The organism is Pseudomonas monachiensis (genome assembly GCF_047345015.1).
Lineage (GTDB): Bacteria > Pseudomonadota > Gammaproteobacteria > Pseudomonadales > Pseudomonadaceae > Aquipseudomonas > Aquipseudomonas monachiensis.
On the sequence record NZ_CP178857.1, the window covers coordinates 4340761 to 4353698 of the forward strand.

The following is a 12938-nucleotide window of genomic DNA, read 5'->3' on the forward strand; positions in this document are numbered from 1 at the left end:
GACTCTCCCTATCGGCCCCTGACTTTCTGCTGAGCGCCTATGCAACGCCTGCTCAATGACCGCCTGGACTGGAACCTGCTGCGCACCTTTCGGGTGATTGGCCAGGAGCAGAGCATCAGCCGCGCCGCCGCCCGCCTGCACCTGACGCAACCGGCAGTGAGCCAGGCACTCAAGCGCCTGGAAGAACAACTGGGCCGCCAACTGATTGCCCGTCGCGGGCCACGCTTTGCCCTGACCGAAGTCGGCGAGCAGATCTTCGCCCTGGCCGGGGAAATCTACGGGCAAATGTCCCAGGTCAGCAGCGTGCTGGAACAACCGGCCGATGAAGTGATCGGCAAAGTGCGGTTGCTGATCATCAGCCGGATCTTCTCCGAGCGCTTCGACGACTTCCTTGCGGACTTTCATCGACAGCACCCGCGAGTGGATCTGGAAGTCGATGTGATGCGCAGTTCCGACATCGTCAGCGCCCTCCAGGAAAAAACCGCGACCCTTGGCCTGAGCCTCAATCGGCGCCCGCAACCGCGCCTGGAGCAGCGTTTGTTCCTGCGTCAGCGCTATGCGTTTTTCTGCGGCAAGCATCATGCATTGTTCGGCCAACAGGACGTCGCCGAAGGGGATTTGCAGCGGGAAAACTTCGTCAGCTTCACCAGCGACCAGATCGGCGGCATGCTCTCGCCGCTGACGATTTTTCGCGATCAGCAGGGTTTCAGCGGCCGTATCGTCGCGTCGTCACCGAGCCTGGAAGAAGTCCGGCGACTGGTGATCGCCGGCTTCGGTATCGGTTGCTTACCCGAACACGTGGTGGCGGCGGACGTCGACGCCGGATTGCTCTGGCGCCTGCCGCCCCACGAAGGGATTGCCGATGTGGACATTCATTTGCTGTGGAACCGCGAGCAGCGCATGAGCCGGGCCGAGACGATCTTTCTCGAAAGCCTGCAACAACGGCTGACGGACTAAACGCAGCGAGCGAGCCGGGGATTTTTATGGTTCTTCACGGATTACCGGGAAAGACGCTCTTGATCTTCATGAAAAAGAATTCGCTGTCCCGGTAACCGTACGCCATCCGCTTAATGACCTTTATTCGATTGTTCATGCCTTCCAGCTGGCCCGTGTGCATTGGCCAGCGAACCCGGCTGACGATGCCCCGCCAGTAACCCTTTAGTCGCTTTGCGAACTGGATCAGAGCCGGTATTCCACTTTCTTGAGCATGGCTCAGCCATTGCTTCCAGGCTGATCGCCAGCCCCAGGCGGTGCTCGGCGTCCAAAGCGTTTTGAGTTCAGCCTTCATTAAGTAGACCGTCATCAACGCTTGGTTGGCCGCTAGCAGATCCTCCAAACGGACCGTTTGCTCCGGCGTTTTCAGGTTCTGCGGATTGCGTAGCAGTAGCCATCGCGCTTGCTTGATGACCTTGCGCGCAGGCTTGTCGTGGCGTAGCCGATTAGCTTCGTCGACGCGGACTCGATCAATCACCTCTCGGCCATATTTGGCCACCACATGAAAGAGGTCGTAGATCACTCGCGCGTTTGGACAATGCTGGCGAACCTCCAGGTCAAATGCGGTGTTCATGTCCATCGCCACTGCTTCGATGCGAGCGCAGCCCTCTGGCCCCAGCTCTTCGAAGAATGGCCTGACCGCCGCTCGGCTGCGGCCTTCGCCGATCCACAGCACGCGCCGGGTATCCGCATCCAGCACCACGCTGGCGTAACGATGACCTTTGAACAGCGCGAATTCGTCCATCACCAGGCGCCGGGGCTGCGCCTTCGGCAAAATACTCAACGCCGCTTGCAAGGCTCGACGCTCCAGCAGCCGCACGGTGTCCCAATGCAGCCCAAACATCTGAGCCACGTGCAGCGTGGGCAGCCGCTCGCAGGCTTGAATGACGGCCTCAGACAGGCGGCGCGTCATGCGGGCATAGCGATCCAGCCAACTGACGGCTTCCATGCGTTTGCCGCAATCACGGCAGCCAACACGTCTGAGCAACACGCTGAGACGCACCGCATGGCCGAGGATGGGCAAATCACGAACGGTTCGCTCGCAATACTCATGAGTGGTTGAACAGGGCTTTTGGCACCCGCCACAGGATGGGAACCGGGTGGCGTGAGGGGTTAGATCGATTTGTAGGGTATCGCCATCAGGCTTGATGGTGACAACAGAAAAGCCCTCCTGAAAATAGATCAGAAGGTGTAAACCTTATTCAGGACGGGACAAAGAACCAATAAAAAGCCCGGATGATTTCGCGGCCGACGATTATCGTCGTTTCAGCCCGCGCTTCCAGGGCGAAAACTTCGCGAAAAACCTGCTGCTGGTGCAACAGGTACAAGCGCTGGCGGCAGAAAAAGGCGTGACGGCGGGCCAACTGGCGCTGGTGTGGGTGTTGGCCCAGGGTGACTGCCTGATTCCGATTCCGGGCACCAAGCAACGTAAATACCTGGAAGAAAACGTGGCCGCACTGGAGGTGACGCTGAGTGGCGAAGAACTGCACGCGCTGGAAGCGATCTTTGCGGCCAATGCCACCGCAGGCCTGCGTTTCCGGAAGAAGTCATGAAACTGCTCGACCGCTAAGGGTTGCCGGCCCGTTCGATGAACCGGGCGGGCCGGGCAACACCGCGTCAGGCCTTGGCCGGCAGACCATTTCCCGATCGCAAAAGCAAGATCAAAAGATCGCAGCCTTCGGCAGCTCCTACAGGGGAACGCGTACACCACCATACAACGAGGTCGAGCGTTAGCTCGCCTCGCGGTGCTGTTGCGGTGCACGCCCCCTCGAGAGGCCGAGCGCAGGTTCTGCGCAGTGGGCAACCCGGCATGGATGCCGGGTTAGCCGCGTACGGCCATGGATGGCCGATCGCGGCGGGCCCACGGAGCAGGACCGGAGCAAGGGGATGCCGAGCCTAGGCGAGGCACCGAACGTAAGGGGCAAAAGCGTTTGGTTACTTGGCGCTTTTCCAAGTAACCCGCTGTAAAAGCGGAACCATAGGAGGCCGTTACCGCAGAAATGGATATGTACACCACCAATAAAATACTCCAACCAGGAGGCCGCCATCGCCAGCAAGCCGTCTCCTACAGGTATCGGTGTTCCCCGGAATTGCGTGAAGAACCATTTTTATTGGTTGGATAACGCTGGGTTCAGTAACCCAACAATCGGTCGGCACAGTTCAGTAACGGTTTGCCGGACTTCAATCGACGAAAGTTCTCCGCTACTTGCTCGGCAATACAGTCATGGGATGCCGCCGAGGCCATGTGCGGGGTGATGGTGACACCGGGCATTGTCCAGAGCCGGTGATCGATCGGCAGCGGTTCCTGTTCGAAGACATCCAGCAAGGCGCCACGCAATTGCCCGCTCGCCAGTGCCTGTTCGAGATCGTCGATGTTCAAATGACCGCCGCGCCCACTGTTGACCAGTGCCGCGCCGTTGGCGAGTTGTTCGAAAGTGGCTCGCCCAAGGATGCCGCGGGTTTCGCTGGTCAGCGGGAGCAGGTTGATCAGCAACTCGACGCCATCGAGAAACGGATGCAACGCATCAGCCCCGGCGAACGTGCGCACACCCGGCAAATCCTTGCTGCGTCGTGCCCAGCCGCGCACGTCGTAACCGGCTGCGACCAGGTCCAGAGCAATCGCGCTGCCCAGCGATCCGAGCCCCATCACACCGACCTTGAACTGCCCCGCCGCCCGTTGCAGCGGCCGCTCCCAGCGTTGCTCCCGCTGTTGCGCCAACACCTGGTCGAAACCGCGGTGATAGTGGATCACCGCCCAGCGCACGTACTCGGTCATGCCTTGGCGATGGCCCGGATCAACCACGCGGCAAATCGGCAGGTCCGGGCATGACGGATCGTGATCGAGGTGATCGATACCGGCAGCCACCGAGTGGATCACCTGCAGGTTCGGCAATGCGCCGAGACTGCCCGGCAAGGGAAACCAGCACGCCGCCATCTGCGCATCCGCGGCCCGTGGATCATCGGCCAGCACGGCGGTGAGCTGCGGCGCACTGCGGGCAAACGCTGTCTGCAATTGCTTGAGCAGCAAGGTGTCGCGGGACAGCAGAACCACGGTATTGATGACGGCGTTCATGACAAATAAGACTCGCGCTGGGATTCGATCAACGTCAGGGCGGCCTCCCAGGCCAGGTCGATGATGTTGTCCTGCTCATCACGGTCAAACTGTTCGGCGGTGTGCGCGCACACTTGCGGCGACGGGTAATGCAAGGCGGAACCACCGGCCAGCGCCTGCACCTGGGCCTGACAGGCCCGCTCCAGGAAGTGGATTTCCTGGAAGGCCTGGGCCACGCCCGAACCACCCACCAACAAACCGTGGTTGCGCAGGATCATTGCCCGGTGCGGACCGAGGTCGGCGATCAAGCGCTCGCGCTCATCCAGCGACAGCGCGATGCCCTCGTAGGTGTGATAGGCCAGCTTGCCGTAGAACTTCAGCGCATGCTGACTGATCGGCAGCAAGCCCTGTTTCTGCGCCGCGACCGCCATGCCCGCTGCCGTGTGGGTGTGGATCACACAGTTCAGGTCCGGGCGCGCCATGTGGATCGCCGAGTGAATGACGAAGCCGGCGGCGTTGACCCGATGGCCGGCGTACTCCGGGTCGACCACCCGTCCGTCCTGATCGATGCGCACCAGATCAGAGGCGCGCATGCGGTCGAAGATCACCCCGTAACGGTTGATCAGGAAGTGGTGCTCCGGCCCAGGTATCCGCAGGGTGATGTGGGTGTCGATCAAGTCGGTCATGCGAAAGTGCGCGACCAGTCGATACAGCGCAGCCAGTTCGCAACGGGCTTGCCATTCAACCGGGTCGATGTGTGCAGGTTTACTCACGAATACACCTCTTTGGCAGCGTGGGTGACGACCGGGTTGGCGCGCAGGCGGGCCAGACCGCAAACACCGATCAGGGACAGGGCCGAGAGCAAGGTGAAGAACACCGCCAGCGGCAACCATTGTCCGGAAAACTTGCTGGCCAGCAGGGTGCCGATCAGCGGCGTGGTGCCACCGGCCACGGCGCAAGCCAATTGGTAGGCGATGGAAATGCCCGAGTAGCGCAGGTGCACCGGGAAGGCCTGGGTCATGTAGCCGGCGATCACCGCGTACAGCGCCGAGAGAATCACCACCGCGAGGGCAATGCCGGCAGTCATGAACACAATGTTCTGCGTGCCTACCAGCAGGAACATCGGGTATGGCGTAACCATGCACAGCAGCGCGACCCATTTGAGAAAACGATCTTCGCCAATACGCTCGGCGATCAACGCCGAGAGCGGTTGCGAGAGCAACTGGATGACGGTTACCAGAAACAGGCAATCGAGAATCGTCGAACGGGCGATGCCCTGGTATTGGGTGACGTAGGTAATCATGAAGGTGTTGGTGAAGAAGAACCCGGCCGAGCCAATGGTCACGGCCGCGGCGGCGAACAGGATCTGCCGCCAGCAGGTGCGGATCACGTCCATCACCGGGTATTTGGCGGTCTCGTTGTTGTCCCTGGCCCTGGCGAATTCCGGCGACTCGTGAACGCCGGAGCGGATCAATAGGCCGACCATCATCAACACGCCGCTGGCGAGGAACGGCAGGCGCCAACCCCAGGCGAGGAACTCCTCAGGCTCAAGGGACGTCACCAGACGGAAAGCGATCAGCGCCAGCAACAATCCGGCGGGACTGCCGAGCTGGGCGAACGACGCGTAGAACGTCTTGCGCTTGGCCGGAGCGTGTTCGCTGGCCATCAACACCGCCCCACCCCACTCGCCACCGACCGAAATGCCCTGAATGACACGTAGCACGATCAGGCCGACGGGCGCCCAGATGCCGGCGCTGGCATAGCTCGGCAACAGGCCAATACCCGCGGTGGCGATGCCCATCAGGGCCATGGTCACCAACAGCATTTTCTTGCGCCCGAGACGATCACCCAGATGACCAAACACCATCCCGGCCATGGGCCGGGCAATGAAGCCGACAGCAAAACTGCCGAATGCAGCGAGGGTACTCATGACCGGGTCGCTGCTGGGGAAGAACACTTGCCCGAGGACCAGCGCCGCCGCGGTGGCGTAGATGTAGAAGTCGTAGAACTCGATGGTCGTGCCAATGAAGGCAGCGGCCGCGGCTCGGCGCGGTTGGGGAGTAGTGTGCATGCAAGGACCCTGTGTACTTATAGTTTTTGGGCAGGTGTTAAGGCTGATGACGGTTGCGCTCTGTGGCGCTTGTGGGCTTTATCGCTTCCATGCCAGGATTAGTCAATTTTCAAATTCTTATCTTTACTATTAGCACTGCTACTACATGAGGTTTTATGCCCTCCACTTCCAACCCGTGGGTCGGCCGGCGCTTTCTCAATGACCGCCTCGACTGGAACCTGCTGCGCACCTATCTGGTCATCGGCCAGGAAGGCAGCATGAGCCGCGCCGCCGCGCGACTGCACATCACCCAGTCGGCGGTCAGCCAGGCGCTGAAACGACTGGAAGAACAACTGGAATGCGTGTTGATTGCCCGTAGCGGACGACGCTTTGACCTGACGGAAACCGGGGAAGAAGTCCTGCGCATTGCGGCGGATATTTACGGGGATATTTCACGCCTGGGGACAGTGGTGGAGAGTCGCCACGATGACGTGGTGGGCAAGATCCGCATCCTCACCGTCAGCGGCGTGCAGGCGCGGCATTACGATGACTTCCTTGCGGATTTCCATGAAACCCATCCGAAAATCGAGTTGGAAGTCGAGGTGATGGGCAGTTCGAACATCATCAGTTCGCTGCTGCAAAAGACCGCAACCATCGGCGTCGGCCTGTGCCGCCTGCCGCAGCCGCGGCTGGAGCAACGGGTACTGTTTCGAGAGACCTATGCTTACTTTTGTGGCCAGCGTCATCGGTTGTTCGGACAAGAGAACCTGGCCCTGGAACAACTGGCCGCGGAAAACTTTGTCAGCTTCACCAGCGATCAATTGGGCGGCAATCTTTCGCCCCTGACGCTATTCCGCGACCAGCAAGGCTTCACCGGCAAGATCGTCGCCTCTTCCACCAGTTTCGAAGAAATTTACCGCCTGATCTGCGCAGGTTACGGCATCGGCGCCTTGCCCACCCATCTGGTGCGCCGGGACGTCGAGCAAGGTCTGCTCTGGCGCTTGCCGCCGGAAGAAGGGGTGGTGGATTTCGATATCCAGCTGTTGTGGAATCGCGAACAGAAGATGAGCCAGGCCGAAACGGTGTTCCTCGAAAGCTTCCAGCACATGCTCAGCATCCGTGAGCCTGTGCTGTGAAGCCATAAGGGGTTCAGACGTGAGGATCGCCCGATGCCTTGCTCGGCGCGGCATACTGCGGCTTGAGGTGGCCATCCTGATCGAGTAGCCAGGCGTCCATGATCTCTCGCACGACCGGTCCGGCGACGCGACCGCCGGCTTCGCCGTTTTCGATCATCACCGAAATCACGATCTTCGGGTGCTCGGCCGGAGCGAAACCGACGAACAAGGCATTGTCGCGGTTACGCTCGCGGGTTTTCTCCCGGTTGTAACGTTCGCCCTGCTTGATCGCTACCATTTGTGCGGTACCGCTCTTGCCGGCAATACGGTACTGCGCGCCCGCCGCTGCCGCCCGGGCAATCCCGCGGGCGTCATGCATCACCATCTGCATGCCGTGGTTTACCTGCTCCCAATCGCGAGGATCCTTGAGCAGAATGTTCGGCATCGGATGCTCATCCACCGGCGCGACACCGTCCACGGTTTTGGCCAGGTGCGGGCGATTCCATACGCCTTTGTTGGCAATCAGCGCCGTAGCCTGGGCCAACTGCAGCGGCGTGACCTGCATGTAGCCCTGGCCGATACCGAGAATCACCGTCTCTCCCGGGAACCAGGCCTGACGACGGGTGGCGCGCTTCCAGGCTTGGGATGGCATCAGGCCGGGGGATTCTTCATTCATGTCCAGGGAGACTTTCTCACCCAGCCCGAACATGGCCATGTAGTCGTGCAGGCGATCGATACCCAGCTTGTGTGCCAGGTCATAGAAGTAGGTGTCGTTGGAGCGCATGATCGCCGCATCCATATCCACCCAGCCGTCGCCGCTGTGGTTCCAGTTGCGGTACTTGTGATCAAAATCCGGCAGTTGGTAATAACCGGGGTCGAACACACGAGTCTGTGGCGTGACGACACCGGCATCAAGGCCGGCGATTGCCACTTCCGGCTTGATGGTCGAACCCGGCGCATAGAGACCGCGTAACACACGGTTGAACAGCGGTCGGTCGATGGAGTCCCGTAACGTGGAGTACTCTTTGGAGCTGATACCGGTGACGAACAGGTTTGGATCGAAACTCGGGTTGCTGACCATGGCCAGCACTTCACCGGTCGACGGATCCAGCGCGACCACCGAACCACGGCGATCCCCCAAGGCGTGCTCGGCGGCTTCCTGAAGCTTGACGTCAAGGCTCAGGACAATGTCTTCGCCGGGCACCGGGTCAGTGTGCTTGAGCACTCGCAGCACGCGGCCCTGGGCATTGGTTTCGACTTCCTCGTAACCGACATGGCCGTGCAACTGTGACTCGTAGAATTTTTCGATCCCGGTCTTGCCGATGGATTGGGTGCCTCGGTACTCGACCGTATCCAGCGCCTTTGACTCTTTCTCGTTGATACGTCCGACGTAGCCGACCGAATGAGCGAAGTGCTCGCCCAATGGATAGTGCCGAACGAACTGCGGCTCGACATCGAGGCCCGGCAGGCGGAACTCGTTCACTGCGAGTACGGCAATCTGTTCTTCGCTCAGCTCATAGAACAAGGTCACGGGTACGAAGGGGTGACGTGCCTGCTTCATCGCCTTGTCGAACTGTGAGCGATCTTCAGCGGGCAAGTGCAGCAGATTGACCACCTCGTCCAGCTCTTCGTTTACATCGATAGCACGTTCGCGGGTGATGGTCAGGTTGTAGCTGGGACGGTTATCCGCGAGGAGTACGCCGTTGCGATCGTAGATCAACCCGCGAGGCGGTGTAATCGGCAGGACATGTACGCGATTGTTTTCGGAGATGGTCGAGTGATAGTCGAACTCGACTACTTGCAGGACATACAGGCGTACCACCAGAGCACAGGTAATGGCGGCAACGAACAAGGCGCAGGCCATGAGTCTCTTGTTGACCAGCCGTGTCTCTTTCTCGTGGTCCTTGATGGGTATCGGTTCAGGCACTTGTGCAGCAACTCTTTGAAAAAAATGCCGATCCGTGGGCGGGGCGCAAACTCAGTCCCTTAAAAATGAGCTGCACCATACCAAAAGCGTGGAACCTGGTTTGTGTGATTTTTTTCACAATTGACCTCGGCTGGCTCGGCCCTTTTTCGAGCACAAAAACAAAACCCCAACTGCTTTCGCAATTGGGGTTTCGGAATTTAATCTTGACGATGACCTACTCTCACATGGGGAAACCCCACACTACCATCGGCGATGCATCGTTTCACTGCTGAGTTCGGGATGGGATCAGGTGGTTCCAACGCTCTATGGTCGTCAAGAAATTCGGGTACTGAGTCGTGGCCGGATGGCCTCGCTTCAGCAAATTGGGTATGCGATAGTTTGGTGCTTTGTGAGTATCTCGAACTTTCGGTTCGTTTCGTCTTCACACACCGCAATCTGATGCTCTTTCGAGTAGTCAAATTGCTTGGGTGTTATATGGTCAAGCCTCACGGGCAATTAGTATTGGTTAGCTCAACGCCTCACAGCGCTTACACACCCAACCTATCAACGTCGTAGTCTTCGACGGCCCTTCAGGGGACTCAAGGTCCCAGTGAGATCTCATCTTGAGGCAAGTTTCCCGCTTAGATGCTTTCAGCGGTTATCTTTTCCGAACATAGCTACCCGGCAATGCCACTGGCGTGACAACCGGAACACCAGAGGTTCGTCCACTCCGGTCCTCTCGTACTAGGAGCAGCCCCTCTCAAATCTCAAACGTCCACGGCAGATAGGGACCGAACTGTCTCACGACGTTCTAAACCCAGCTCGCGTACCACTTTAAATGGCGAACAGCCATACCCTTGGGACCGGCTTCAGCCCCAGGATGTGATGAGCCGACATCGAGGTGCCAAACACCGCCGTCGATATGAACTCTTGGGCGGTATCAGCCTGTTATCCCCGGAGTACCTTTTATCCGTTGAGCGATGGCCCTTCCATACAGAACCACCGGATCACTAAGACCTACTTTCGTACCTGCTCGACGTGTCTGTCTCGCAGTCAAGCGCGCTTTTGCCTTTATACTCTACGACCGATTTCCGACCGGTCTGAGCGCACCTTCGTACTCCTCCGTTACTCTTTAGGAGGAGACCGCCCCAGTCAAACTACCCACCATACACTGTCCTCGATCCGGATAACGGACCTGAGTTAGAACCTCAAAGTTGCCAGGGTGGTATTTCAAGGTTGGCTCCACGCGAACTGGCGTCCACGCTTCAAAGCCTCCCACCTATCCTACACAAGCAAATTCAAAGTCCAGTGCAAAGCTATAGTAAAGGTTCACGGGGTCTTTCCGTCTAGCCGCGGATACACTGCATCTTCACAGCGATTTCAATTTCACTGAGTCTCGGGTGGAGACAGCGCCGCCATCGTTACGCCATTCGTGCAGGTCGGAACTTACCCGACAAGGAATTTCGCTACCTTAGGACCGTTATAGTTACGGCCGCCGTTTACCGGGGCTTCGATCAAGAGCTTCGCGTTAGCTAACCCCATCAATTAACCTTCCGGCACCGGGCAGGCGTCACACCCTATACGTCCACTTTCGTGTTTGCAGAGTGCTGTGTTTTTAATAAACAGTCGCAGCGGCCTGGTATCTTCGACCGGCGTGGGCTTACGGAGCAAGTCCTTCACCCTCACCGGCGCACCTTCTCCCGAAGTTACGGTGCCATTTTGCCTAGTTCCTTCACCCGAGTTCTCTCAAGCGCCTTGGTATTCTCTACCCAACCACCTGTGTCGGTTTGGGGTACGGTTCCTGGTTACCTGAAGCTTAGAAGCTTTTCTTGGAAGCATGGCATCAACCACTTCGTGTTCTAAAAGAACACTCGTCATCAGCTCTCGGCCTTGGAATCCCGGATTTACCTAAGATTCCAGCCTACCACCTTAAACTTGGACAACCAACGCCAAGCTGGCCTAGCCTTCTCCGTCCCTCCATCGCAATAACCAGAAGTACAGGAATATTAACCTGTTTTCCATCGACTACGCTTTTCAGCCTCGCCTTAGGGACCGACTAACCCTGCGTCGATTAACGTTGCGCAGGAAACCTTGGTCTTTCGGCGTGGGTGTTTTTCACACCCATTGTCGTTACTCATGTCAGCATTCGCACTTCTGATACCTCCAGCAAGCTTCTCAACTCACCTTCACAGGCTTACAGAACGCTCCTCTACCGCATCACCTAAGTGATACCCGTAGCTTCGGTGTATGGTTTGAGCCCCGTTACATCTTCCGCGCAGGCCGACTCGACTAGTGAGCTATTACGCTTTCTTTAAAGGGTGGCTGCTTCTAAGCCAACCTCCTAGCTGTCTAAGCCTTCCCACATCGTTTCCCACTTAACCATAACTTTGGGACCTTAGCTGACGGTCTGGGTTGTTTCCCTTTTCACGACGGACGTTAGCACCCGCCGTGTGTCTCCCATGCTCGGCACTTGTAGGTATTCGGAGTTTGCATCGGTTTGGTAAGTCGGGATGACCCCCTAGCCGAAACAGTGCTCTACCCCCTACAGTGATACATGAGGCGCTACCTAAATAGCTTTCGAGGAGAACCAGCTATCTCCGAGCTTGATTAGCCTTTCACTCCGATCCACAGGTCATCCGCTAACTTTTCAACGGTAGTCGGTTCGGTCCTCCAGTCAGTGTTACCTAACCTTCAACCTGCCCATGGATAGATCGCCCGGTTTCGGGTCTATTCCCAGCGACTAGACGCCCTATTAAGACTCGCTTTCGCTACGCCTCCCCTATTCGGTTAAGCTCGCCACTGAAAATAAGTCGCTGACCCATTATACAAAAGGTACGCAGTCACCCAACAAAGTGGGCTCCCACTGCTTGTACGCATACGGTTTCAGGATCTATTTCACTCCCCTCTCCGGGGTTCTTTTCGCCTTTCCCTCACGGTACTAGTTCACTATCGGTCAGTCAGTAGTATTTAGCCTTGGAGGATGGTCCCCCCATATTCAGACAAAGTTTCTCGTGCTCCGTCCTACTCGATTTCATGACCAAGAGATTTTCGCGTACAGGGCTATCACCCACTATGGCCGCACTTTCCAGAGCGTTCCGCTAATCTCAAAGCCACTTAAGGGCTAGTCCCCGTTCGCTCGCCACTACTAAGGGAATCTCGGTTGATTTCTTTTCCTCAGGGTACTTAGATGTTTCAGTTCCCCTGGTTCGCCTCTTGCACCTATGTATTCAGTACAAGATAACCATCTTATGATGGCTGGGTTCCCCCATTCAGACATCTCCGGATCAAAGTCTGTTTGCCGACTCCCCGAAGCTTTTCGCAGGCTACCACGTCTTTCATCGCCTCTGACTGCCAAGGCATCCACCGTATGCGCTTCTTCACTTGACCATATAACCCCAAGCAATCTGGTTATACTATGAAGACGACATTCGCCGAAAATTCGATTGAGCTCCTAAGAGCAACTCACAAATTTTACCTTAGCCTGATCCGTTACCAGTGAAAGTAACGTTCAGTCTATCTTTCTATCACATACCCAAATTTTTAAAGAACGATCTAATCAAAAGACTAGAAATCAATATTCACATCGGAATACTCATTTCTAAACTTTCAGAAGCAGTTATATGGTGGAGCCAAACGGGATCGAACCGTTGACCTCCTGCGTGCAAGGCAGGCGCTCTCCCAGCTGAGCTATGGCCCCATAACAAAATTGGTGGGTCTGGGCAGATTCGAACTGCCGACCTCACCCTTATCAGGGGTGCGCTCTAACCAACTGAGCTACAGACCCAATTTCGAGCGCGTAACTGTTAGCTTGGAGCTATCAGC

General features: G+C 57.6%; 7 protein-coding genes, 2 tRNA genes, 2 rRNA genes and 1 pseudogene. 3 read left to right on the forward strand and 9 right to left on the reverse strand.

The genetic code is table 11. The annotated features are described in order from the left end of the window. Window positions 1-39 precede the first annotated feature (39 nt). Window positions 40-957 carry a LysR family transcriptional regulator gene (locus ACMDB8_RS19345; RefSeq protein WP_056722740.1) on the forward strand — a complete coding sequence of 306 codons (918 nt, stop codon included), beginning with the start codon at window positions 40-42 and terminating at the stop codon, window positions 955-957. 34 nt (window positions 958-991) lie between these two features. Here the strand turns inward: ACMDB8_RS19345 and ACMDB8_RS19350 are convergent, their stop codons facing one another. Continuing rightward, a complete protein-coding gene (locus ACMDB8_RS19350) occupies window positions 992-2179 on the reverse strand; it encodes an ISL3 family transposase (protein WP_082587105.1) in 1188 nt (395 codons plus the stop codon). A gap of 37 nt (window positions 2180-2216) precedes the next feature. Here ACMDB8_RS19350 and ACMDB8_RS19355 point away from each other — a divergent pair. Next, window positions 2217-2563: pseudogene (locus ACMDB8_RS19355) on the forward strand (aldo/keto reductase); the annotation flags it as partial. A 561-nt stretch (window positions 2564-3124) separates the two neighbouring features. Here ACMDB8_RS19355 and ACMDB8_RS19360 read toward each other — a convergent pair. From ACMDB8_RS19360 to ACMDB8_RS19370, 3 genes are read right to left on the reverse strand one after another with little or no spacing between them, the layout of a single operon-like run. Beyond that, window positions 3125-4066 carry a 2-hydroxyacid dehydrogenase gene (locus ACMDB8_RS19360; protein WP_177336474.1) on the reverse strand — a complete coding sequence of 314 codons (942 nt, stop codon included), beginning with the start codon at window positions 4064-4066 and terminating at the stop codon, window positions 3125-3127. Beyond that, window positions 4063-4818 (reverse strand): class II aldolase/adducin family protein, encoded by a 756-nt coding sequence (locus ACMDB8_RS19365; protein ID WP_056725186.1) that lies wholly within the window; start codon window positions 4816-4818, stop codon window positions 4063-4065. Before ACMDB8_RS19365 ends, ACMDB8_RS19360 begins: the two co-directional genes overlap by 4 nt. Further along, complete coding sequence (locus ACMDB8_RS19370; protein ID WP_223542539.1) at window positions 4815-6116, reverse strand: MFS transporter; 1302 nt, start codon at window positions 6114-6116, stop codon at window positions 4815-4817. The genes ACMDB8_RS19365 and ACMDB8_RS19370 overlap by 4 nt, the downstream gene beginning before the upstream one ends. 155 nt (window positions 6117-6271) lie before the next feature. On the opposite strand from ACMDB8_RS19370, the gene ACMDB8_RS19375 reads away from it, so the two are divergent. Further along, window positions 6272-7231: a LysR family transcriptional regulator gene (locus tag ACMDB8_RS19375; protein ID WP_056725183.1), complete on the forward strand. Its 960-nt coding sequence runs from the start codon at window positions 6272-6274 to the stop codon at window positions 7229-7231. Between the two features lie 13 nt (window positions 7232-7244). Here the strand turns inward: ACMDB8_RS19375 and mrdA are convergent, their stop codons facing one another. The 5 genes from mrdA to ACMDB8_RS19400 form a co-directional block, all read right to left on the reverse strand. Continuing rightward, window positions 7245-9137 carry a penicillin-binding protein 2 gene (mrdA, locus tag ACMDB8_RS19380; RefSeq protein ID WP_409079209.1) on the reverse strand — a complete coding sequence of 631 codons (1893 nt, stop codon included), beginning with the start codon at window positions 9135-9137 and terminating at the stop codon, window positions 7245-7247. A gap of 201 nt (window positions 9138-9338) precedes the next feature. Further along, a 5S ribosomal RNA gene (rrf, locus tag ACMDB8_RS19385) occupies window positions 9339-9454 on the reverse strand. 157 nt (window positions 9455-9611) lie between these two features. Further along, window positions 9612-12503, reverse strand: a 23S ribosomal RNA gene (locus tag ACMDB8_RS19390). Window positions 12504-12737: 234 nt separating this feature from the next. Further along, window positions 12738-12813, reverse strand: a tRNA-Ala gene (locus ACMDB8_RS19395). A gap of 10 nt (window positions 12814-12823) precedes the next feature. Then, window positions 12824-12900, reverse strand: a tRNA-Ile gene (locus tag ACMDB8_RS19400). Window positions 12901-12938: the final 38 nt, after the last annotated feature.